This is a genomic window from Pseudoalteromonas sp. MMG010, assembly GCF_018100905.1.
Taxonomy (GTDB): domain Bacteria; phylum Pseudomonadota; class Gammaproteobacteria; order Enterobacterales; family Alteromonadaceae; genus Pseudoalteromonas.
The window spans coordinates 96,656-121,780 of record NZ_JAGJEG010000002.1 but is presented as its reverse complement, the minus strand read 5'-3'; the positions used below and the strand labels follow the sequence as shown (position 1 = coordinate 121,780).

Below are 25,125 nucleotides of genomic sequence, written 5' to 3'. Positions count from 1 at the left end.
GTTTTAGTTAGTAAACCTGTGCAATCACTATTTATAAAAAGCGCTTACCACTTTGTTTAATTGTGACTGTTTGAGCTTGAGCGCTTTTAATTAATAACCCACAGCGCAAGTCGTTTTGCGAAATTACAATTTTATCAATAGCGCTTGTGTCGTAATCCACTACTTTATTTTCACACCGAAGCTGCACTTTAGATAAAGGCTTGTCTGTTGTTAATTCAACTTCACTTTTAGATAATAATGGTAAAACAGCCTGATCAGGCTCAAGTGAAATTTGTTGATTTATTACACCCGAACTTTTATATATGTCGTTCACCTGCGCTACTAGCTGCGCTTTGTTTTGCTCTGAAAATGTTAAAGACTTAATATCATCTAATGCTTCAATCGCATCGTAAGCGCGCACGTAATCTTGTTTTGATATAAACCACTGCAGTGCATTTTTAATCACTCGCTTTTTAATTTGATCGGGTAAGTTATCCCTAAATAAAAACGCTTCATATATAGACTTATCAAAACTTTTCCAATCTTGAACAAAATAGCTATGTTGGCTTTTAAGCCACGCGAGTAAAACAATTTCAACGGTATTTTTAGTGTGCTCGCTTTCTAATTCGCTAATATAAGTTTTAGCTTCATCAAGTTTTTTAGCTTCAATTAATTTACTCGCTTTCTCGTAGTTATTAAAAAAACCAAGTGATGGTTGGTCATTTGAAAAGCTAGCGTGTAAGTTTTGCGAACTAACAGTAATGCTTTTAGCTGTTGAGATAGCACCGCCATTAAGTTGTGCGCTTTTATAATTAAGCTTAGAAATGTAATCGATGGCTTCTCTTTGATATAGTTTATGCCCTACCGTCGCTACAATTTCGATATCACTCACTTGCCCGTTTTCATCTACTACATAACTGCTTAGGTTAATCCCTTCTAACCTTGATGCTCGCGGTGAAGTATTTGTAAGCTGATCATAGTTTTTATTAATTACTTTAGCAGGTACAAAGTCATCTGCTAAAGCTGATAAGTGAATAAAAGTAGTTGCTAAAGAAAGTACCAGTAGAGATTTTTTCATTAATTTATCCATCCTAGATTGCTTTTCTAATATAGAAACAAAGATGATTCATAAATGCAAGATAATAAACAACTAACACGGTGGTTTTTTAATCAACTTTAATTTACTTAATAAAAGTCCACTGACATAAAAAAGGCGCCTTAAACAGCGCCTTGGAATTCAAGTATGTGTGCTTAAAACATATCTTGATAGGAGTGGTTTGTACTAAACGAAATCGCTTTATCAAAGCCTGGTAGTTCAATACCGTCTTCGCCAATAACAATGTCATTATCATCAATCAATCCATCACCAAAACGATAAACTAATTCGTACTGGCCTAAATCTGCTTGCGATTTATAATCATTTTGCGCAACGCTTACTGCTTTATTTTTTTCAGCATAATCAGCCATTACTTTATCGCCATGGCGTTTAGCAAGCATTTTTAAAGTCACTTTTGCACTTAAAATAGTCGCCGTTGCATTATTACCACCAAAGCCTTTTGAATTTATAAATGCAATTTCCATATCATCACATGTGTAATGGCTGTTGCGTATATCAAGATGCGCGTTGTAAACATCATCAGCTACTTTATCAATCGTGGTAATTCCAGGCATAATATTATGACTAAATACGCCCAGTGCTATCGCTAGTTGATCGCCACTTGCAGGCGCAATTGTATGGCCAACAAACGCCTTTGGCGCAGTCACTTTCCAATTATCTATAGCAAATGTTTGCGCTACTTTATGATAAATTAACGACTCAGTGACACGGTTTTGCGGTGTACTCGACCCATGCGCTAAAATAAAACTTTTCTGCTGTAATGCTTCTTTACCTAACAAGCTGCTAGCAAGCGCTGCCGATTTTGCCATCGTAATATAATTACCAGGCCCTGGAGAGGTAATCGATTTTTTTACCCCATCGGCGTTAACAAATACATCGGGGACACTACCCATAATGTCTGCACCTAGCTCGAGTGCTAAGGCATCATCCATTAAAATAGCAACTTGTGCCCCTTCGCCCAAAGTAAAACCACAGTTTTCACCAAATGGACGGCTACTTTTTGTGTAATTAGGCTCTTCATCAGAGCTTAAACCATCTAATCGACGTAAACCTTCAACATTCGCGAGGGCACTCATATTACCAAAACCTTCAACTACTTCGGGAGTGATAGCACATTCAACACTCGCTACAATGGCTACACGAGTACGTCCCGCTTGAATGTCATTCACAGCCGCACGTAAATTATATAAAAACGTAGCACACGCGCCTGAAGTAGAAAACGTTGTGCCGACATTCCCAGTAACATAAGCATTAATAAAATCGGTCGGCATTGTATTTAAGCCAAGCGCTAATTGCTTAGTACTTACGCGTTCACCTTGTTGACGTGCTTTTATTAAACCACCAAGGCCTTTATCGTCCATTTGGCCAATAACAGAAGCCGAATAGGTACCAATTTTATCAGGCTCAACACTATTCATAATATATTGCCAAGCAAGGCCCGTTGATTTAATTGCATCGGTAGCGGCAAAAATAGTGGCTTGTAAACCACGTGGTTGATAACGACTGTTATACATAGCCGCTGGATCAAACCCTTTAGGCAACTGTCCTGCCGATTTAATTGGGTTATCACGTGTCGAATCGTGTTTAATCGCAATATCGGCGGCAATAGTAACTTTTACTTTTTTATCTTGCAGCGTCTCTACTTGCCAACTAGCAGGAACCGGGTTGGGTAAATCACGTGCACGCGTTTCAAATACAATGGCATTATCATCCGACGCTGTTAATGTCATTTTTTGCTGCCACGGTGTTGCATCTACATCAAAATGTTCGCGTTCTATTTTACGAATAAGCGTACCGGCGATGATTTGTTTGCCAAAACGAGTTTCTATTTCGTCTGCGCAGACACTGTTACCTTGTTGATCTTGTAATTGTCCATCTACAACACTAACTAAATTCATTAAAGTGGCGAGGCCTAAAAATGTATCATTACGATCTTGCTTATTTAAAGCATCTAACACGATACGACGATAACCTTGATGAAAAGAAGTACGCCCAGCAGCATTAATGCCACCCATGCCCACTATTACGGGTAATGCAGTCATAATTAACCTTTAAAAACGTGTTATGAGAATATGCAGTAAGTTTAAATGGAATAGCATTGCTAAATTGTGCTTTAATAGCCAAATATTCAGCATAAATAGCCATAACTTACTGGTCGGAGCATCTACTTGTCGCAAATACAGCACCAAAGCGCATTAAATATAGCCATTAGTACTTATCCTCAACTATTAATGACCAGCTTAACCTTGCCAATAGAAATGCTAAGAGCCGGTGAAGCATTTGCAAAGGGGCATTTAAATAAAGATGAGTTTAGATCATTAAATATCACGTTAGTCGCCGAACAACCTCACGCTATAGCCACTCGTTCAGGGGTATCAATTATGCCCGACTGCACCACAGAGCAAGCTCCCGATTGTGATTTAATTATCGTCCCGGGGATTTGGCGAAATCCACGCCCCGTAGTGCATGCTAATAAATTGATTGTTAAATGGTTAAAAAATAGTTTTGCAAAAGGCAGTCAACTTGTTGGCGTAGGGACAGGCAATTGCTTTATTGCACAAGCAGGCTTGCTCGATGGCCATCCAGCAACCACTCACTGGCATTACGCTAAGCAGTTTAGTCGTGACTATCCACAAGTATTACTCAAACCTGATTTTTTTATAACCCAGTCTGAGCGTTTATATACGGTAGCGAGTTTAAATGCACTCGCCGATGTTATTGTGCATATTATTAGCCAATATTATGGAAAAGCCGCTGCACAGCATGTAGAGCGTAATTTTTCGCACGAAATACGTAAACCATACGAAGAGCAACGTTATTTAGAAGGCGCAGTTGATAAGCACCCCGATGAGCTTATTGCACAAATACAGTTTTGGCTAAAAACGAACTTGGCCTCGTCGCTTAACTTACAGCAAGTTGCTGACCAATTCAGTTTAAGTTACCGTACATTTACTCGCCGTTTTAAGCAGGCTACAAATCAAAGTGCAGTACAATATTGGCAACAGCTCAGAGTAGAAGCTGCCAAGGAATTGCTCGCGTCATCTAATTTGTCTATTCAAGAAGTGGCATTAGAAGTCGGTTATAACGATCAGGGGCATTTAACCCGAGTGTTTAAAAAAGTACTTTATCAAACCCCAAGCGCCTACCGTAAAGTAGTCAGACGAAAACTGTTTGGCTAATGTCATACCAAACAGTTAAACATTATAATTACATCACGTGTCTGTTAAGCCTTTTTTACAAACTTAGCCGTTACCATCATTTCGCCAATCCCATTGACTTTACAGTCAAGTTCATGATCTTTTTTCTCAAGTACACGACGAACAATTGCTTTAGTCCCAATTTTTATTACTTGGGAGCTGCCTTTAATTTTTAAATCTTTAGCAATCGTCACTTTATCACCGTCGTTTAATAATGTTCCATTGGCATCTTTAACGATAATAGACTCATCGTCATCTGTATGATGAGGGTTCCATTGATAGGCACATTCTGGGCAAATTAATAATTGTTGATCGGCATAAACATATTCGCATTGGCATTGTGGGCAATTAGGCTGTGACATAAGGGCTTCTTATTTATTTATCGTAATGTGATTATAACAATTCAAAGCCCCCATTTGCTGCCTTTTTATTTAGAATCGCTAAATACACAACAAAAAAATATATGTCCTATTTATAGCCTTTACCTTTTAAAACCAAAAAGCAGAAAGTTACTTAATGCTTGGCCTTAACTTAGTTGCCTTATTTAAAGCCCACCAGCCAATAACCATACTCATTAAAATTCTAATAGGAAAATAAATTAATGCGGGGATAGAAAACAGCCATGTTGCAACACCTTTAGGCATAACTATAAATGCGATTGATTTAACCCAATAAATATACGTGACGTAATTTTTTAAAAATTCATCCAATGAAATAGCCATCGATACAAAGTCAGTACTCGCCACAAGCCATAAAGCATAGAGTCCTAAACCCGCATCGCCAAAGCTCCCTATCACACTGGAGTAGCCAATAAATAATAAAAATCGACGCACTTTATAACTCCCTTTCTAAAGAATGTTGTTTTGTGATTTACCATCAAATCGACAAAATTTAAACGCATGCCCAAACACGATTACTTCTTAGCAAATAGTCAGTATAAATGAGATTAAATACATTAAAAAGATTGTATGTGTAATAGAGTGATGACTATAACAGTGCGACACATTATAGCCATCAATTTCAATATAACGATTATTTTATAGTTACTGTGGCATCACTGACCCATGTTTCACTAATAACCTCATCTTTTTTATTGGTTAAATAAGCACGTATACTCACTGGATTTTTATTTGTTTGTTTATAATCAAAAGTTAATCGCCATTGATTGGTACCAACTACCGGGTAAACACCAATGGGTTCAAGTATTTCACCGTTATTTGCTTCAACAACAGGCTTAATATCACCGTGACTATCTAGCCCCTTTAATACAGGCCCAGTAAAATCAATAACCATTTTATTGACGCCCTCGGGGATAGGCTGTCCAGGAATACCACCTAAACCCTGTCGTGTATTTACCACACTGGCTAACTTATTAGATTTAGGGTCCAGTGGACGCCACTGGATATCATATGAAAATGTAAATTCATCCCCTTTACGTGCTGGCTTTTCGGGGACCCAATAAGCAACGATATTATCGAAGGTTTCATCTTTAGTTGGAATTTCAATTAATTGAACCGCCCCTTTGCCCCATTCTCCAATAGGTTTAACCCATGCTGATGCACGTTTATTATAAAATACCCCATCGTCTTGGTAATTATTAAAATCACGGTCTCGTTGAATTAAGCCAAATCCTTGTGGGTTTTCATCAAAAAAACTATTGGTCGACACTGATTCTGGGTTATTGAGCGGACGCCATATATGCTGTCCTGCTCCTGTATGAATAGCAACACCATCACTGTCGTGTATTTCTGGACGCCAATCTTTGGCTTTAGTTTTATCTTTTTCTGAATACCAATACATGCTAGTTAACGGTGCAATGCCTAAACGCTTAACATCGGCTCGCATATATAAATTTGCATTAACCGAAGTGATATGCCCTTTTGCCTTTTTGTTATCTTTAGTTAAACCAAATCGGTAAGCCCCCGTAATAGAAGGTCCTTCAAGCAATGCCCAAACCGATACACTTTCATCGTTATTTTGCGCTGGACCAATCCAAAATGCAGAAAACCGTGGAAACTCTTCAGGCTCACTCATTCCTGTATTAATCGCGATCCCCCTTGCTGATAAACCATATTGTCCCTCGCTACCATCGGTACGAAAATAAGACGCACCTAAAAACGACACCCAATCGGGCTTCATATCTGGTCGCATAATTCTAAATCCAGCAAAGCCAAACCCTTGTGGAAGATCGTGGGCTGGGCTATCCGCTGGCATGTCAAAAAATTTATTACTAAATGGCACCTCTTCTACGCTACCTTTATCGTCTCTCATATAAATACTGACCGGCTGAGGAAAATATCGACCAGGGTAAAATAACTGCACTGGCGCTTGCGAACCACTGGGGTAGAAAGTCTCTTGTTCTTTAAAACGTATTTTCCAGTGTTGGTCGTAAGATATTTTGTCAATTAAATCTGGGGCAGGAATTGCGCCTGGAGAGTAAGGCTTTTTGGCAGCGGCTTTTGCAAGTGCTTTTAAGTCTTCAAATGTAAATTTTGATTTATCTTTGGTTTCTGCCGCTTGCAACGACAATGAACTCATCAAAACAATGGTAATAAAAAACGTTAACTTCATAAATACTTTCCACTTACTCAATAGAGTTTAATTAGAATTGGCGCTCTTAACAAACGCACGCTTAATTTAAATACTGACAAAGATTCTACGCAACGAAATATGAACTCACGTTTACTAAAATATACATACGTTGCAAAGTTAAGGTTTAAATTGTTTAGCAGAAGAAAAATGATATGTCATTGCAATGACGATTAAATAAAGAAATAAGTCGTGCAGCAACACTAATCTGTGATGGGTGTATTACACACCCGATAGTCAAAATTATCAGGGACGTTGTGAGGCATTTTATCAACTTGAAAATAGCCCCATATAGCAAACGATACAAAAAACAAAGGGATAAATAGGTGAGATAGTGATTTAACCTTCCCTTTCCAGCCCCTTTGTATTTTAGTGGGTCTATATACTTTCATCCCTTGCGGTGGAAATTGCTGTTCAATAAGTCCTTTGTAGCCAATTGGGATAGTAAAAACACCTATTATAAGCGAAGCCAAAAGAGGTAACCCCACAAATAACGAATACCACAGCACGCTAACCCCTGAGTAACCAAACGGTGTTTGGCAATAAACGGTACTCACATACCCATTTACAAAAGGAAGATACCATTTATGATTAATAATCAGCCCCAGAGTTGCTAATAAAATAAACAGCAATACTCTCTTTTGTTTTTCTGGCTTTGTAAACTCTTCTGCATATTCGATAACTCTCTCCTTAAATAAAACATAATCCTTAAAATAAAAACCAAGTCGAGCTTGCTAGCTGCTAATCTATCTCTTTGATAAGTATTTTATAAATAAAGGTATCACTATTTTAATGATACCGTAAATCTCTTAAGGCGTGCTTGCACCTAACGTTGTAAACAACAGAGGTAAGTAGCGAAGTGGCGTAACGCGATTAACACATGTTTGACTATAAAATTGTATCAACGATATAGTGTTGAGCTACACCGGCAAGCGTTAAAGTAATTTCATCATCTTGCATTTTATTTAACAGAGCTATCCCCATAGGAGCGCTGGGCGTGACCACATGAATCGTGTTGTTTTTTACCTGTACTGATAATCCTCCCGATGCAGGGCCTAAAAAAAACCATTTATGCGGGGCATGGTCTTGCTCTAAACACACTAACGACCCCACAGTAACTTTATTGCTACACGGCTCTTTAAAGCAGCTTTCAAACTGTTTAATGCTGCTGTAACAGTCATTGACTCGCTCGGCTTGGCCTTGGGCTAAATAAGCGGCTTCTAATCCGAGAGTATCGTATTGGGTTTCTGCCACGCTTTCTTCGTGTGTGGCAGCATCATGTGCAGCTTGCGCTGCTTGCTTGGCGTTATTTAATTGTGTTTCGAGGGCAAATTTTAGGTGTTCTATAACATGTGATTTATTCATCAAACGCTTACACTACAATGACAGTAAATAATCCTGCTATGTTACCGAGTTTAGGCGTTTAACTCCATTATTTTAAACGCCTAAACGAAGACCTTATCGTTTATGGTAAATCGAGTAGTTGCTGAGTATGAGCATCTATTTTTTGCGCATAATTTTTAACGCTCAAGCCAAGCATTTCGGGCAAGGTCGCGGCAATACAAATTGACGAAAATGTCCCCACGACAATCCCAACAAATAAGGCAATGGCAAATCCCTGTAAAGGGACGCCTGCAAGTATCCATACACAAGCAACTGTCGCTAAAGTGGTACCAGAGGTGATTAATGTACGTGTTAACGTACTTTTTATAGCACTGTTTATAATACGGCCTGTGTTAAGCGTATATTTAGTATTTAAACGCAGTAATTCACGAACTTTATCGCCCACTATAATCGAGTCATTTAGTGAATAACCAATAATGGCAAGTAAGCTTGCTAAAACAGTTAAATTAAAGTTTATTTGTAAATACGAAAACACACCCAAAACAAGTACTAAGTCATGCATTAATGCAACCACAGATCCAACAGCCAAACGCCATTCAAATCGCACCGCTAAATACAGCATAACCACCACCATAGCAGTAAATAATGCTAAACAGCCTTGATCAAATAATTCATCGCCTACCTGTGCCCCTATATACGTAGACGATAACACGGTTGCATTAATGTCTGCGCTATTGCTCAGCGCCTTTTGCCAGTCTTTGCTTATTGCGCTGCTATTACTCTTTGCCATTTGTGTTAGTTGATAATGTTGATTACCTTGATAGCTTAAGACAAATTTCCCCTGACTGTGATCACTAATAACCTGATTTAAAGTAGCCAAATCCACCGTTTTATTAGTGGTAAATTCGGTTAAATACCCACCGGTAAAATCAAGACCAAAATTCAACCCCTTTTGACTTAAGGTGACTAATGAACACAACACTAATATTGCACTTAAGATGAGACCTACATAGCGTAAACGAGTGCCTTTGCCGGCTTTTTTTAATGTATTAAGCATGCGTTTGCGCTCCAGTTTTGTTACAACGTTTTAAATACAAAGTTTCAGTTAAAATTTTTGATACGTATACCCCTGTAAACACACTCGTTAACAGCCCTAACGCTAAGGTGATGGCAAAGCCTTTTACCGGCCCATACCCAATCGCATATAAAATAATTGCAGTGATTAGAGTGGTAATATTGGCATCAAGTATGGTGTTACTCGCTTGTTTATAACCCTCTTGTATTGCCTGATAAGGCGAACGCCCTTTGCGTTTTTCTTCTTTAATTCGTTCAAAAATAATGACATTAGTATCCACCGCCATACCTATCGTTAATACAAGGCCTGCAATACCCGGCAAAGTTAAAACAACACCGGGTAATAATGACATTAATCCGACTAACGATGATAAATTAAGTAATAGAGCGACATTCGCAATCAAGCCTAGTCGGCGATACCACAACGCCATAAATGCCAATGTAATCCCCATACCTAACATTAATGCGGCTAATCCGTTATTTATGTTTTCACTACCTAAGCTTGGGCCAATAGTTTGTTCGTGCACTATAGTAACCGGCGCTGTTAACGACCCAGCTCTAAGTAATAAAGCTAAGTCGGCGGCGGCTTGCTGGCTTTTCATATTTGTAATACTAAATCGCGAACTTAAATGTTGTGCAATATTAGCTACATTGATCACTTCACTGGTTTTTATTACATTACCTTGAGCGTTTTGTTCGTATTGCGAATACACTGTGGCCATCGGTTTACCAATATTGGCTTTTGAAAACGCCGACATTGCCTCACCCCCTTTAGTATCTAAACTAAGTTGCACAAGGGGTTTGCCCCAATCATCACGACCAATATTTGCATTATTAATATGCTCACCAGTAAAAATAGGTATCGGGTCGAGTTCAATGGTGCCCCCAGATTGCATCGTAAAGGTTTGTCCGCCAGTGTCTTTTAATTGATAAAAACCAAGTGTTGCTGTGGCACCAATGATACGTTTTGCTTCACTGGGGTCTTGTACTCCGGGTAACTCAATACGAATACGGTGCTTACCTTGTCGCTGAGTAACGGCTTCAGTAATACCTAACTCTTCTATACGTGAACGAAGCGTGGTGAGTGTTTGACTCATAATTTGATTATTAAATACATTAATCTTGTCGGGGGTATAGTTAAAATTAATAACCATTAAATTGCCATTATTAGTTTGTAAATGGCTTAAATTAGTAAACTGTTGAGTCAGTTCGCTCAGCACCGGTTGTAATTTATTTTGCGCACTGTCTAGTACGTTAATTGCAAACCCAGTGCGCGTCTTTATTGCTTTTAATCCATGAGCCTTTTGCTTAACAATGATTGATTTTGTTTGTAAATAAGCACTGTTTATTTTTTCTTCAAGTGCTTTATCTAAATCGACATCAAGCACAAAAAGCACCCCGCCATTTAAATCAAGTCCGAGCTTTATCGGTGATAAGCCAAACTGTTGTAACCAAAATGGGCTGGTAGCATGCTCTACTATTTTTACTTTTGTATTAGGGTATTGGGCTTTAAGTAATGCTTGCGCTTGTGCGCTGGTTTTAGGGTTTTCGAGCAATAGACTAAGCTGCGATTGTGCATCACTGCCTTTTTCAACCATAAAGCCATGATTATTTAAAAACGGGATCACCTCATTAGTCTTTATATTTAAGGTGTTTTGTTGCTCATTGCTAATGTGTATCCACGATTTATTAGGATAAAGGTTGGGTAATGCGCTAATGCCAAGCAAAATTAATACAATAAGCATTGCAACATAGCTTAATTTAAATTTTGTCCGCAAGGCAGACGATTTTTTACGTTCTAACATCTCTTTTCCTTATTACTGGCAGGCCAGTAACGACTCAGTGTAAGCGCTGGTCGTTTTATTCCAATTTGTTATTCTTTTGCACAATTAAGTAATTAAGCGCATACCCTGTTTTAAACTCGCATCTAAAAAGCTAAATTAAAGCTATTAATAACAAAGGGTTAAATAACAAGTACAGTTTTAAGCTTAAGACCATAAGACTTAAGCGATAAAATAAAATATAAGAAAAATTAAACGTGGTAGGTATTAGCCGCTTTATAAAGCAGGTTTGCGTCTTTCCAATAACTTAAACGCGAGTTCTTACGCTTACCTTGCATCGTATACCATGCAGATATGATATCCGTTGCAGTTGGGGAGAGAAATATCTGCCTTTGCAGGGGTTGTGCAAAAAATTCAAAAACAACATCGTACTGCGGCTCATTTTGAAAATGGTGTAAAAAGTAAAATGTATTACTGGCCGTTAAGCGGCTTTGATGAGCGGTATAATCAGTATTAGGTAATTTTTTATTGGGTTGATGAAGCCTTGTTACCGCTTTAGCTTGCAATGAAGGGTGATCCGAGAGCCTTAGTAGTTGTAAGCCATGTATATCGGTTTGTACCATAGTGTGTGTTAAAAGTAAGGGCGCTTGTTCAGTGTTATTAACTGTACTTGCATTTACATTTTGTACACTAAAGAGTGTGGCAAAAAACAATGCAACAATAAGTAACAACCTCAACTTAAACATTTATTTCAACTTTAACATCAACACATTACTAATATTGGGTCGATGCCCAATAAAACAATAGTCATTTATTATAAAACTAATTATTAACGCCATATACTAGCGATACCGCGCGTTTACCTTTAGAATACAGCAACAAAAATTTATTTAATTATTTAATTTATATTAAGGCGAAACGCAGATGGGAAGAGCTTACCAAAACAAAAAAGATTCAATGGCTAAAACTGCGGGTGCTAAAACTAAAGTTTATTCTAAGTACGGTAAAGAAATATACATATGCGCTAAAAATGGCGGTGTTGATGTAGATGGAAACCTTGCTTTACGCCGTTTAATTGAACGCGCTAAAAAAGATCAAGTACCTGCGCACGTTATTGAACGCGCAATCGAAAAAGCAAAAGGCGGCGGCGGAGAAGACTACGCAGCAACACGTTACGAGGGTTACGGCCCGGGTAATTGCATGATTATTGTTGATTGTTTAACCGATAACAACAAGCGTACTTTTGCCGATGTGCGTGTGTGCTTTACCAAAGCAAATGCTAAAATTGGTGCGCAAAATTCGGTATCCCATTTATTTGATCACCTTGCTATCTTTGTATTTAACGGTGATGACGATGAAACCGTGTTAGAGGCCCTAATGATGGCCGATGTGGATGTTACCGATGTAGAAGTTGAAGCAGGTAAAGTCACCGTTTTTGCTCCGCACACGGAGTATAACAACACCCGTACCGCGCTTGAAGAAATGGGAATTACAGAGTTTGACGAAGACTTAATTGCATTTGTACCGCAAGTAGAAGCCCCAATTGAAGGCGAAGATGTAGAAGTTATGGAGCGCTTTTTAGCTATGCTAGAAGATTGTGACGATGTACAAAATGTATATCATAACGCCCAGTTTTAAACTCGGTTGTTAATACATTTAAAAAGCCAACTCTTTGTTGGCTTTTTTCGTTTTAAGACTTTAAATATGGCCTGAACCTATGCAAACCTTAGCACAACTGCGCGCTGGCACTTTACGTGGCACGACACATTTACAGCTAGTAGAACACTTAACTGACTTTCCAAGTGATATTTTTACCTTAGCCGACACACTTGAAGTACTCGATTTATCGAATAATCAGTTAAGTGATTTACCCGATGAATTTGCCTGTTTACAAAAATTAAAACGCGTGTTTTTATCATTTAATCAATTCACCCATATCCCTAAAGTGCTTGCTAAATGCCCTGCTCTGATTATGGTTGCGTTTAAAGGAAATAAAATTAGTGCGTTTGCCCCAAACAGCTTGCCACAGAATATCCAATGGTTAATTCTTACAGATAATAAACTCACTGAGCTACCCAACGACTTTGGTAATTATACACAACTTAAAAAGTTAGCTTTGGCGGGAAATCAGATCAAACAACTTCCTAGTAATATGGCTAATTGTAAAGCGCTAGAGTTAATAAGGTTGTCGGCTAATAACTTAACAAAGCTAGATAACTGGTTGTTTGAACTACCAAAACTAGCATGGCTTGCCTTTGCTGGTAATCAATTTAATCAATCAAATAGCCTTACACAATGCTCGCTTAGCAATACATCTCTGGCGCATTATAAGTTAATAAAAGAAATAGGCCGTGGCGCTTCGGGGATTATTCATTTAGCTAAAACACAGCACACTACTGTGGCATTAAAGCTATTTAAAGGTGCTATCACCAGCGATGGCTATCCGCTTGATGAGGTTAATTGTTGCTTACAAGCTGGGGATCATAAAAATTTAATTAAGGTGTTTGCCTATATCGAACAGCCACAACAATTAGGGTTGGTTATGGAGCTAATAGATACCGACTTTAAAAACTTAGGCTTACCACCAAGTTTACAAACTTGTACGCGTGATACATTTAGTCCTAATTGTCATTATTCTGTAGAGGAGATTTATAAAATTGCCTTACAAATGCTCGATACATTGACCCATTTACACGCAAATAAAGTAAGCCATGGTGATATATACGCGCATAATACGCTTATTAATAAACAGGCTGATATATTATTTGGGGATTTTGGCGCTGCGACTAATTTACAGACACTGAGTGAATATCAGCAAAAACAAATGCAATTAATTGAAGTATTCGCCTTTACTCGCTTAATCGAAGATTTGCTGAGTACGGTTCCAGCTCATGATAAACAAGGTACATTGTTTACTTTATTAATGGATATAGTGAAAACCACCGAACAACAGCCAATAAGTAATCGCCCGTCGTTTGCTACGCTATTATTAACTTTACAAGCAAATAAATCTTAATCCGCCCTATAAAACGCGCTTAAGTTTACTATTAATATAATTTACGCATTAAAAAAGCCACGATAAACGTGGCTTTGGTGGATAAAGCTTAAATTGTTACATGTCCGCTTATAGGTAAGCGCCTAATGCTTTTACTTGGTCTAACATGCGGTTTGAGAAACCCCACTCGTTATCGTACCAAGCCATAACTTTAACTAATTTACCATCAGCTTTAGTTTGTGTTGCATCAAAAATTGAAGATGCAGGGTTATGGTTAAAGTCGATAGATACAAGCGGAAGCTCGTTAAACTCTAAAATACCCGCCATAGAACCTTCAGCAGCTTCTTTCATTACGCTATTGATTTCTTCAGCCGTTGTGTCACGTTTAGTAATAAACGTAAAATCAACTAAAGAAACATTGATAGTAGGTACACGTACAGACATACCGTCTAATTTACCAGCAAGCTCAGGTAAAACTAAACCAACGGCTGCCGCAGCACCTGTTTTAGTTGGGATCATAGACTGAGTTGCACTACGCGCACGATATAGATCTGGGTGGTAAACGTCAGATAAGTTTTGATCGTTCGTATAAGCATGAATTGTTGTCATGCTACCTTGTTCAATACCGACTGTGTCGTTAATTGCTTTAGCAATAGGTGCTAAACAGTTTGTTGTACACGAAGCGTTTGAAATAATAGTGCTATCAGCATTAATCTCACCACTATTTACGCCATGTACTACTGTCGCGTCTAAGCCTTTACCTGGTGCCGATACGATAACTTTTTTAGCGCCTGCTTCAATGTGTTTAGCTGCATCTTCACGTTTAGTGAAAAAACCAGTACATTCTAAAACGATGTCTACGTTTAGTTCTTTCCACGGTAAGTTTGCAGGATCACGTTCTTGCGTTAGTGTGATTACATCATCACCAATTAACATTGTGCTATCTTGTAATGTTACTTTTTGTGCAAATTGACCATGTACAGAATCGTACTGTGTTAAATGAGCATTTACGTTAGCTGGTGCTAAATCGTTAATTGCTACAATTTTGATTTCGTTATTTTGTGCTGACTCATAAAGAGCGCGAAGTACGTTACGACCAATACGGCCATAGCCATTAATTGCTACATTTATCATTATAAACTCCTATTTAACTTCACTTGCTTGGCGAGCAAGCGCTTCAATGGCTTGCCAGTCTTTGTTTTGAATTAATTGTTTATCTAGCATCCACGTACCACCAACACATATAACATTGTTAAGTGCTAAGTAATCTGGCGCAGTTGCTAGGGTTATACCGCCAGTTGGGCAGAATGTAATTTGAGGTATTGGAGCACCAATCGATTTAAGCATCGCGGTACCACCGGCAGCCTCTGCCGGAAAAAATTTTAAAAACTTAAAACCATGGCTAGCAAGCGTCATCACTTCACTTGGAGTCGCAGCGCCAGGTAAAAAAGGAATATCAGAGCTTTTAGCAAGGGTAATTAATTCTTCATTAACACCTGGACTAACCATAAAGTCAGCCCCAGCTTCAACCGAAGCATCAAAGCTTGCTTTATCAATAACAGTGCCAGTACCAACATACGCTTGTGGTACCGCTTCTTTCATTAACTTTACAGCCTGTGCTGCAATAGGTGTACGCAACGTAATCTCTAAGGCTTTTAGGCCACCGTTATACAGTGCTTTAGCTAGAGGGGCTGCATCTTCTAAATTGTCAATCACCACCACTGGCACAACCGATGCCGAAGCTAAAATTTTCTCTATACTCATTAATTATTCCTCATTACCCAGTACGGCTAATTATTATTCGAGTCCGAAAGAACTTGCACCTAAATCGGCGCTGCTTACTATGTTTCTAAACCCTTCAAACAACTCACGGCCAGTTCCGTATGTTTGCGGCGGTTGGCTAAGTTGTAATTCGCGTTTTTCTAATTCTTCATCACTTACATGAACCTTCACTATACCATTAGGTGCATCTAAAGTGATGACATCGCCATCAAGTATTTTAGCGATAATACCGCCTTCTACCGCCTCTGGTGCTAAATGAATAGCGGCAGGTACTTTACCTGATGCGCCAGACATACGGCCATCAGTAACAATAGCAACTTTATAACCTTGGTCTTGTAAGGTTGCCATTACTGGCGTTAACTTATGTAGTTCAGGCATCCCTTTTGCTTTAGGGCCTTGCTCTTTTAATACCGCAATAAAATCTTCATTTAACTCATTACGGCTAAATGCGTCTTGTAATGCAGCTTGCGAGCTAAATACTTTCGCCGGAGCAGTAACCACTTGATGCTCTATCGCTACAGCAGATACTTTAATAACCGCTTTACCAATATTACCAGTTAATAGCTGTAAACCACCTTGCTTGCTAAATGGATTATCAATTGGGCGAAGAACTTCTTCATCAAGTGAGTTTTCTGGACAAGGTACCCATTTAATTTTAGATGGGCCTTTTGCGTCACTCATAATCAAGCTATCGTCTTTATCTAAGCGTGGTTCGCTCATATATGGGGCTAAACCTTCGCCTAACATGGTTTTTACATCAGTATGTAAAAAGCCACCTTTGGCAAGCTCTTTCATTAAAAAGCCCATACCACCAGCTGCTTGAAAGTGGTTAACATCAGCAGAGCCATTTGGATAGATACGAGTTAATAGCGGTACACATTGAGAAAGATCAGACATATCTTTCCACGTAATTTGTACGCCCGCTGCTTTTGCAATCGCAACTAAATGAATTGCATGGTTAGTTGAACCACCTGTAGACAGCAAGCCAACTAAACCATTAATAATGGTTTTTTCACTAATTACGTCTGCTAAACAGGTTAATTCACTGTTTTGTGTTAAATCTTTAAGCATGTTTTCAACAGCATTACCTGTTAAACCATCACGTAACTCGGTGTAAGGGTTTACGAAAGAACTACCTGGTAGGTGTAATCCCATTATTTCCATTAACATTTGGTTTGAGTTAGCAGTACCATAAAAAGTACATGTACCCGCACTATGATACGAAGCACTTTCAGCTTCTAGTAAATCTTCACGAGTGACTAAGCCTTGCGCAAACTGTTGGCGTATACGTGCTTTTTCTTTATTTGGGATACCTGATTGCATTGGGCCAGCAGGTAAGAAATAAACAGGTAAATGGCCAAAAGATAATGCGCCAATTAATAACCCTGGGACAATTTTGTCACATACACCTAAACAAAATACACCGTCAAATACGTCGTGCGATAACGATATCGCTGTCGACATAGCAATCACATCACGAGAAAAAAGCGATAATTCCATGCCGTCACGCCCTTGCGTAACACCATCACACATTGCTGGAACGCCGCCGGCAACTTGTGCGGTAGCATCAAACTTAGTAGCAATGTCTTTAATTAAATCTGGGTAGTCTTTGTACGGCACATGGGCCGATAGCATATCGTTGTACGAGTTGATAATAGCTAAATTTGGCTGTTCATCAGCCTTAAGGCGAGCTTTATCATCTGAACTACAGGCAGCCATTACATGAGCAATATTGCCACATCCTAAACCAGCACGAACTCTTGTTTGTTTTTTTGCGTGTGATATGCGTTCTAAATAGGCTTGGCGGGTGGCTTGACTGCGTTCAATAACGCGTTGTGTAACTTCTTGAATTCGAGGATGTAACATAATTGTCTCTACTGTATTTAGTTAGAGGATAAAGGCTCAGTAGCAATTAAAGACTCCACGAAATTAATTGTACTGAGCTGCTTTGATTTACCCGTTCAAAGGTACGTTTTCAGGGACGCCTCTCACAACAGCCCTGACACCGGTGTCAGGTATTAACGCACGAGCGTGACACCGGTGTCAACCCTGAGCATTAAAAATAATATACTTTTTTAAAAGTACCTATAACCTGAACCTATACTAACAGTTAAACACAAAATAAAAAAAAGCCCAAATAAGCATCACTAAAATTCAGGCTGTGTTGAAAAAATAAACGTTTAATTTATTTTAGCGGTTGATTCTCGTGTAATTAACTCAGCCTCTAAGGTTAGCTGATACGGCTCCTCTTGTGGCTGCGAAATATGCGAAATTAACTGCGTTACCGCCTGTTTTGTCATTTCTTCAACAGGCTGCGCTATAGTGGTTAACCCAGGCCAAATATGGCGTGCAATAGGCGCATTATCAAAACCCGCTATTGAAATATCATCGGGTACATTTAATTTACGTTGGCTGGCCAGCTTTAATACCGCAGCTGCCATGTAATCATTTGATGCAAATACCGCCGTAGGTCGAGGCGATAAATCTAAAATACTACGAGCACTATCAACCCCCGAGTGATAACTAAAGTTACCCTCTTCCACGAGCTCATCTTTAAATTCAATATTATTTTGTGCTAAAGCCCGTAAATACCCTTTAAAGCGCTGTGCAGTTGCACTGTGATCGGGGTGACCTTTAATAAAAGCAATTTGTTTGTGACCTAACTCAATTAAGTGTTGGGTGATTTCAAATGCCCCCTGCTCGTCATTACTTCTAACAGTAATAGAGTCATCTTTTAACGTTGCAGAGGCAACTCTGGCATAAGGAATATTTTTTGATTTTAAAAACTCGACCACTTCAGCAAAGTCTGAAAACGGCGGAGTTAATACAATGCCATCAGGACGTGATGTTTGAAATAACTGCTGAATGTTCTCTATTAATGCCTCACCGCGTAACTCACACGGATGTATTAACAAGTTATAATTATTCTCTTGGCAAGCGGCTAAAGCACCTGTTTGCACACGTGTAATGTAGCTTTTACTTGGATTATCGTAAATACAACCAATAATAAAGCTACGATTTTGCGCAAGCCCTCTTGCAATAGGGCTCGGTGAGTAATTTAGCTCTTTAAACGTATTAAGTACTTTTTCTCGTGTGCTCGCGCTAACATTTGGTTCGTTATTTAATACTCTCGACACGGTTTTTTTAGATACACCGGCATGGCTTGCAACGCTATTTATTGTTACTTTTTTCATCAGTGATGACCTTAAAGGTTAACCTATCTAAACGCCATTATGATTAACTGTTATGCAAACACGCTGCAGCACCAATCAGTGGGATATTATCTTGCGTTACTAACGTAACCGGAATTTGCGCTGTATATTGCGACATAATCCCTTTTTGTGAAAAACGCTCTACAAACCGGCTTTCGAGCAAACGTCCTTGCATGCGAGGTAATATCCCCCCACCAATAAACACACCGCCCAATGCTCCAAACGTTAATGCTAAGTCACCGGCAACACTACCAATCCAGTCACAAAACTGATTTAAAGTTGCATCACACACTTCACATTCACCACTATTAGCAAGTGCACTAATTTGTGCCGCATCGATTGGTTTGGCTGATACACCTTTAACAGCACACATTGCTTGATATAAATGCGCAATGCCGGGACCTGAAAAAACGGTTTCTATAGAAACATGCGGGTGTTGCTGCTTTAATGCCGCAATTAATTGGGCATCTAGCTCAGTGACACTGGCCAATGAAATATGGCCGCCTTCACAGCTTAAAACAGCACGTGATTGAGCCGTTCGTACCAAAGCAGCGGCACCAAACCCGGTACCAGGCCCCATTACGGCAATATTCGCATTATCGTCTGCTTGGCCTGCTTTTATAAGACTATTTTTAGATTTATCTAAAAATGGTGCAGCATAAGCAAATGCTGCAAAATCATTGATAACTTCAAGTTGGTCAAAGGCGAATTGCGCTTTAAAGTCAGCCACACTAAAATGCCAACCTAAGTTGGTTAAATTAACTTGACCTGCTTTTATTGGCCCTGCTACAGCCAGACATGCACGTTTTGGAGAAATATGAGCGATTGTGCTTAAGTATTTTTGTGTCGCACTTTCTAAAGATGAAAATTCAGCACTAGGAAAGGTTTGATTATGCTCTATAACAAACTGGTTTGTTTGTTCATTAAAATCGGTAATTAATGCAAACCGAGCGTTGGTTCCCCCTACATCGGCCACTAAAACAGCTGAAAAATTTTTATTAGTCTGTGAACTCATCGCCTTATCCTTTGGTGTAAGTAATGCTTTATTATTTGTTATATTAGCTATAAAATTTAAGATTGTCTGAAGTAGACTATGCAGCCAATGGTTTTAATAACAAAAATGAATAAACGTAAACATTATGACACCGGTGTCATAATTAAAGCAATAACTAAATTCGTTTAAATGTAATAAACCTAGCAGCAAATGCCGCGCCCCTTTCTTTTATATTCACAGCATTTAAATAAAACGCGTGGTTACACTAAAATTTTGTTGGTGTGTACTCAAAATACAGGCACCGAATAAACATGCTCTTCGCTATAAAGGATAAATTAACGGTGGATTTTAAAATAGATAATCGCTCCAACCAATACCACAACTAGGTAACAGATAAATATTATCGCCGATTTTCTAAACCTTTTAGCACATTGGTGCACTTTTTCATTTGTAGCCGTACGTAAAAGCTTTTGTTTTTTGTTCGAGATAAATAAAAACGGGATCATAAATACGGTCGGCTTGGCAATAGCCATCCAAATTTCAGGCTCATAAACCTTAATACTTTGATAATATTTATATTCTGCTACAACGCACTTGAACATTAATACTCCCCATATTGTTACTAAAATAATAAACATATCACCTAACTTAATTTTTAATTTAGATCATTATAAAACTTCATTGCATTGATTAAATAACGCACTTGGCTAAGCAGAACACGCTCGGCGGATATGATATTTATACCGAGAAACTATATCGTAGCGCCGTCTTTCTGCGCACATTATAACTATAGTGGCAAAGCACACTTTAGGGTATTTGATTGATGTAATCATGCAGGTAATCTCATTTACGCACATGGTTATAAACTAAAAAACGGTCTCTATCTTATGTGTACCCTGTTGTTAAAACATCAATTTATGAGTCACTATTATTACCTCTGTTTGATTATTTTTTATGATAAAAATAAACCCATATTCCCTTTCACAATCCTGTACACTATATTCATACAATGCGTTACAAGCGATTGATAACTATGTTTAATTAATGATTAATGCTGATATTTAATAGCGTATACATTACACATTAAACACGTTGTTTTATTACTGTGTACTGCATTTATCATCTTAGTTTTATTCTATTTTAACGGATTAATTTTATGTCTTTAAAGCAATTTATTTTTCAGTTTTTTCACCAAAAAGAAATCATTTATAAAAATGATCCCCTGCCTTTTAGTAGTTTATCCGATGAAGATTGCTTAACCCCCGTGCTCATGGCTTTAATTGATTGGACATTAAAAGATACCCCATTAGAAAATAAGTTAATTAGTTTTAAGCTTTATAAAACAGCCAATTCATTACTTGGCGTTAGCGCACAAGACATTCAATTTATTGATGAAGACACACTTTTACACTTACTTGCAAACGTGTCGTTATATTTACCAATTGTTTCACCATTGGATGAAAATACGTTATCGATGGATCACTTTTTTGATAGCAAAAATTTCAATGCATCCGATGTAAAAGAAGGTGAGCCGATTTCAGTCATGCAGTTACTGAATAATTTTTTTCCACAACTAAAACCGCTTTCCTTGGCAAAACCACTGTTAGATGACTTAATACACAGTAATAAAAAACATAATGAATCAGCACGACAAGATTTTTTTAACGAACTATCAAACAACCTGTTAAATAATAAACCACAAAAATCAGTGATATTACCGTTTGATATTAAAAAGCAATATTCCCAGCTTGATCCGATTGCAAAAGAGTTGATAGATGAGATAGCACTTGTATCAACGGCGCAATACCTAAGTGAAAATGCCAGTAAGAGTATATCCGCCAATGACTTTTCTAATTTAAAGCTCGCGCAAGTTAATTACGATGTGATTTTTGCCGCCATTTTAAATATGCCAGAAATGCTCTCTTCATTAGCCCACGCATTTGATTGTCACGAATATCAAATACAATTTGCCCCATCGGTATATGCACTACGCACAAATATTAGTGAGCACGTTGATATTCGTACGTTTGATTCAGATAAAGGAAATACCACAAACTGGTATGCACAAGCGAAACGGACCGTTTTTAACCTTGATTTCAGTATGCCTATTTCACAAAGCTTATCGCACGCACTAGCGCACAATACACTTGACAGTGATTTGCTAATTTCTTTATTACTCAAGATTAATGATGAATACATCAGTGATTTAATAAGTACAAATAAAGTCATAAACCGCAGTGTAAAATCAATTAAGCTTTCACAATCATTACAACACGATCTTGGTGAATCAGTGAAGGGTCAAAAGTTGGCCCTAGAAGGCGTTGCGCGTGGGTATTTATCTTCGTGCTTACATGTATCGTATGGGCCTCGGACTATTTATACTTTTGCCGGGCCATCAGGGGTAGGAAAAACCTATACAGCCAATTTATTTGCAGAGCAACTGAATAAATTAGAGCAGACAGGCTATAGTTTTAGCACCTTTAATATGGAACATTTTACTCATAAAGACGATGCAAAAAAACTAATGGGATCAGGTAATCAATATACCGATGCTGCCTTAGGTTTGTTAACTAACATGGTACGCGCACAGCCCCGACATATTATTTTATTTGATGAAATAGAAAAAGCGCATCCTAATGTTATCCAATCTCTTTTGAGTATTTTAGACTCTGGCGTCACCATAGATTCAACGAGCAGCGAGCGTGTTGATTTTCGTCAAACGATTATTATTTTTACGACTAATTTAGGTCAAGATTTATTTACCGAACATCAAAACACTCATCAGGTTGATGTATTTGATGTATTACGTACCTCTAAAAATGGACAAACAGGACAAGGTTTATCGCCTGAATTTGTTAGCCGTTTATCAAAAGGCTACCCTGCCTTGTTTGCTAATTTAAAAATTAATCATTTTATTAAAACCGTAGAAGAGACATTGAAAAGTGAAAACACCCACATCTCGGGTATCACATTTAATTGGCCTGAGCATTTTGCGAGTTTTTTACTTAAAACATTATCCCCAGAAATTAATATGCGGTTAATACAAGGCGCATTAAGTGAGTTGCAAGCCAGCATTTTGCACAAAGCCATTGTATTACTTGATGAACAACAAACAAACACCGTGTTAAATGTCACCGTCGATAGCATAAATTCTAACGCCGACAAAAGTAAAGTGCTGGTACTTGACGATGACCCTAGAGTATTTGATGTCCTTACCGGCTCCTTAGTTAATGAAGAAATTGTTTTATGTAGTCACCCTTCACTGCTTTGTGATGCATTAAAAGTTAACAGACCCAGTACACTACTAATTGATGTAGATACGTTAGATCACAATAGCTTTGCCCAATTAGTCGATGAGTTAGTATTACAAAACCCCGCTCTAATTATCTTTACTTATCAGCTAGAAAGAGACGAACCCCATGCATTTTATAATTATCAGCACGAAGAAATCAGAGAGCATTTTTATTTAAATTCTTTGTTATTAAACAAAGAATTAACAGCTATGTTTACGCGCGTTAATTACTACATTGAAACCGAAACAAATTTAGACAAAATGCGTAAAAAGAATCAAATGCTGAACTATCAAATATCGGTAGATACTGCGGATACGACAATAAATGTCACGTTACATGAGCAAAGCACAAAACAACTTGTTCACTCTGATGACCTTCGTAATGGCGATCTGTTTAAACACTCTATTCCTGACACAAAACTAGATGATGTTATCGGTTTAGATCGTGCTAAAAAGCGTTTAAAAGATGTTATTGGATGGCTAAAACACCCATCGCAACTTAACCATTTTGGCATCAGTGTTCCTTCAGGTTATTTGTTTGCAGGCCCTTCAGGTACAGGAAAAACCTTACTTGCTCGCGCAGTTGCAGGTGAATGTGAGTTACCTTTTTTTGCTATATCAGCGGCAGATTTATCTGCAGCACATCATGGGGGCACAACACACAATATTAAAAAGCTGTTTGCTACAGCACGAAAGTATGCACCCGCCATTATATTTATTGACGAAATTGATGCGATTGCCAGTGCTCGCACCAGTAATAGCAGTGGCGCAGCCCTCGATGCTAATTTAACCGTCAATACCTTATTAACTGAAATGGATGGTTTTGATGATACCAGCCAGTTATTTGTACTCGCTGCCACTAATCACCCAGAGAAACTTGATAGCGCAATTACACGCCCAGGACGATTTGACGAAACCATCTATTGTGATTTGCCAAATACCGACGCCCGAACTCTGTTTTTTACCCGCTACGCAGCACTTCATAATTTACACTGGAGTGAACAACAACTATTAAACTTAGTCGCTCTTGCGCAAGGCATGTCGCCTGCCCAGATACAACAAGTTTTAAAAGAAGCCATTCAATTTGCCGTTTCAAATAATCAACAATTAAGTGAAACCTTAGTTGAGCAAGCCATGGTACGTGTGCGTTATGGCTCACCTTCTGAACACTTGTTTTTAAGTGGTGATGAAAAACGTAGAACGGCCTATCATGAAGCAGGTCATTTAATTGCGTACCATTTATTGTTCCCCAATAAGCATATTGATTTTATTACTATTGAACCACGTAATCAGGCCTTAGGCTTTGTTGCTACCCGTGCAAGTACGCACTACGATAGCGCCTCTAAGGTTACAATTATGCGAAAACTTCAAGTTTTATTAGCCGGACGCGTTGCTGAAAAACTGTATGCGGGTAGCGCTGATGAAATAAGTACCGGCGCAACGAGCGATATAGACAAAGCCACTAAACTTGCTATGCATGGCGTGTATTACGCAGGAATAGAGCCCGCCATTGGCGCTGTTAATATCGCAATATTAACTAAGTTTGAAGAAAGTGATTTACTAGCAACAGCACAACAAGCGGTAAAACGTTGGATAGATACGGCTGAGCAAGAATGTGAAAAACTATTAACCGAGCAATTCGATTTACTTAAAAGCGTAGCGCAAGCATTAATAGAAAAAGAGTCATTAATGGGTCACGAAATAGATCAATTACTCAACAAGTAAGTACTTTTGATGATACAAAACACTAAACAGGCTTAGATGATATA

Annotated in this window: 20 protein-coding genes; 4 read left to right on the top strand and 16 right to left on the bottom strand. The window is 38.4% G+C overall.

Features of this window, described 5'->3' with window-relative positions:
* Window positions 1-31 precede the first annotated feature (31 nt).
* Window positions 32-1,057: an energy transducer TonB gene (locus J8L70_RS03515; protein WP_211054095.1), complete on the bottom strand. Its 1,026-nt coding sequence runs from the start codon at window positions 1,055-1,057 to the stop codon at window positions 32-34.
* 173 nt (window positions 1,058-1,230) lie between these two features.
* Window positions 1,231-3,138 (bottom strand): beta-ketoacyl synthase, encoded by a 1,908-nt coding sequence (locus J8L70_RS03510; RefSeq protein WP_211054094.1) that lies wholly within the window; start codon window positions 3,136-3,138, stop codon window positions 1,231-1,233.
* A 189-nt stretch (window positions 3,139-3,327) separates the two neighbouring features.
* On the opposite strand from J8L70_RS03510, the gene J8L70_RS03505 reads away from it, so the two are divergent.
* Window positions 3,328-4,275, top strand: a complete 948-nt coding sequence (locus J8L70_RS03505; protein WP_211054376.1) for a helix-turn-helix domain-containing protein — start codon at window positions 3,328-3,330, stop codon at window positions 4,273-4,275.
* Between the two features lie 44 nt (window positions 4,276-4,319).
* On the opposite strand, the gene J8L70_RS03500 is transcribed toward J8L70_RS03505, so the two are convergent.
* The 8 genes from J8L70_RS03500 to J8L70_RS03465 form a co-directional block, all read right to left on the bottom strand.
* The gene (locus tag J8L70_RS03500) at window positions 4,320-4,655 is read right to left on the bottom strand and encodes a zinc ribbon domain-containing protein YjdM (RefSeq protein WP_211054093.1); all 336 of its coding nucleotides are present in this window, start codon (window positions 4,653-4,655) and stop codon (window positions 4,320-4,322) included.
* A gap of 147 nt (window positions 4,656-4,802) precedes the next feature.
* A complete protein-coding gene (locus tag J8L70_RS03495) occupies window positions 4,803-5,126 on the bottom strand; it encodes a hypothetical protein (protein WP_211054092.1) in 324 nt (107 codons plus the stop codon).
* Window positions 5,127-5,325: 199 nt separating this feature from the next.
* Window positions 5,326-6,864, bottom strand: a complete 1,539-nt coding sequence (locus tag J8L70_RS03490) for a glucan biosynthesis protein D (RefSeq protein WP_211054091.1) — start codon at window positions 6,862-6,864, stop codon at window positions 5,326-5,328.
* A 221-nt stretch (window positions 6,865-7,085) separates the two neighbouring features.
* Complete coding sequence (locus J8L70_RS03485) at window positions 7,086-7,514, bottom strand: hypothetical protein (RefSeq protein WP_211054090.1); 429 nt, start codon at window positions 7,512-7,514, stop codon at window positions 7,086-7,088.
* Between the two features lie 256 nt (window positions 7,515-7,770).
* A complete protein-coding gene (locus J8L70_RS03480) occupies window positions 7,771-8,247 on the bottom strand; it encodes a GreA/GreB family elongation factor (RefSeq protein ID WP_211054089.1) in 477 nt (158 codons plus the stop codon).
* A gap of 100 nt (window positions 8,248-8,347) precedes the next feature.
* A complete protein-coding gene (secF, locus tag J8L70_RS03475; RefSeq protein WP_211054088.1) occupies window positions 8,348-9,283 on the bottom strand; it encodes a protein translocase subunit SecF in 936 nt (311 codons plus the stop codon).
* Window positions 9,276-11,105: a protein translocase subunit SecD gene (secD, locus tag J8L70_RS03470; protein WP_211054087.1), complete on the bottom strand. Its 1,830-nt coding sequence runs from the start codon at window positions 11,103-11,105 to the stop codon at window positions 9,276-9,278. The genes secF and secD overlap by 8 nt, the downstream gene beginning before the upstream one ends.
* A 227-nt stretch (window positions 11,106-11,332) precedes the next feature.
* Entirely contained in the window at window positions 11,333-11,827 is a 495-nt protein-coding gene (locus tag J8L70_RS03465; RefSeq protein WP_211054086.1) for a hypothetical protein, read from the bottom strand.
* Between the two features lie 178 nt (window positions 11,828-12,005).
* On the opposite strand from J8L70_RS03465, the gene J8L70_RS03460 reads away from it, so the two are divergent.
* Entirely contained in the window at window positions 12,006-12,719 is a 714-nt protein-coding gene (locus J8L70_RS03460; RefSeq protein WP_211054085.1) for a YebC/PmpR family DNA-binding transcriptional regulator, read from the top strand.
* 79 nt (window positions 12,720-12,798) lie between these two features.
* Window positions 12,799-14,097 carry a leucine-rich repeat-containing protein kinase family protein gene (locus J8L70_RS03455; RefSeq protein ID WP_211054084.1) on the top strand — a complete coding sequence of 433 codons (1,299 nt, stop codon included), beginning with the start codon at window positions 12,799-12,801 and terminating at the stop codon, window positions 14,095-14,097.
* Window positions 14,098-14,205: 108 nt separating this feature from the next.
* On the opposite strand, the gene gap is transcribed toward J8L70_RS03455, so the two are convergent.
* The 6 genes from gap to J8L70_RS03425 form a co-directional block, all read right to left on the bottom strand.
* Window positions 14,206-15,210, bottom strand: a complete 1,005-nt coding sequence (gene gap, locus J8L70_RS03450) for a type I glyceraldehyde-3-phosphate dehydrogenase (protein WP_211054083.1) — start codon at window positions 15,208-15,210, stop codon at window positions 14,206-14,208.
* A 9-nt stretch (window positions 15,211-15,219) separates the two neighbouring features.
* Window positions 15,220-15,840: a bifunctional 4-hydroxy-2-oxoglutarate aldolase/2-dehydro-3-deoxy-phosphogluconate aldolase gene (gene eda, locus J8L70_RS03445; RefSeq protein WP_211054082.1), complete on the bottom strand. Its 621-nt coding sequence runs from the start codon at window positions 15,838-15,840 to the stop codon at window positions 15,220-15,222.
* Window positions 15,841-15,873: 33 nt separating this feature from the next.
* Window positions 15,874-17,724 (bottom strand): phosphogluconate dehydratase, encoded by a 1,851-nt coding sequence (gene edd / locus J8L70_RS03440; RefSeq protein ID WP_211054081.1) that lies wholly within the window; start codon window positions 17,722-17,724, stop codon window positions 15,874-15,876.
* A gap of 314 nt (window positions 17,725-18,038) precedes the next feature.
* The gene (locus J8L70_RS03435) at window positions 18,039-19,052 is read right to left on the bottom strand and encodes a LacI family DNA-binding transcriptional regulator (protein WP_211054080.1); all 1,014 of its coding nucleotides are present in this window, start codon (window positions 19,050-19,052) and stop codon (window positions 18,039-18,041) included.
* 43 nt (window positions 19,053-19,095) lie between these two features.
* Entirely contained in the window at window positions 19,096-20,085 is a 990-nt protein-coding gene (glk, locus tag J8L70_RS03430; protein WP_211054079.1) for a glucokinase, read from the bottom strand.
* 314 nt (window positions 20,086-20,399) lie between these two features.
* Window positions 20,400-20,666 carry a hypothetical protein gene (locus J8L70_RS03425; RefSeq protein WP_211054078.1) on the bottom strand — a complete coding sequence of 89 codons (267 nt, stop codon included), beginning with the start codon at window positions 20,664-20,666 and terminating at the stop codon, window positions 20,400-20,402.
* Between the two features lie 554 nt (window positions 20,667-21,220).
* Here J8L70_RS03425 and J8L70_RS03420 point away from each other — a divergent pair.
* The gene (locus J8L70_RS03420; protein WP_211054077.1) at window positions 21,221-25,081 is read left to right on the top strand and encodes an AAA family ATPase; all 3,861 of its coding nucleotides are present in this window, start codon (window positions 21,221-21,223) and stop codon (window positions 25,079-25,081) included.
* Window positions 25,082-25,125: the final 44 nt, after the last annotated feature.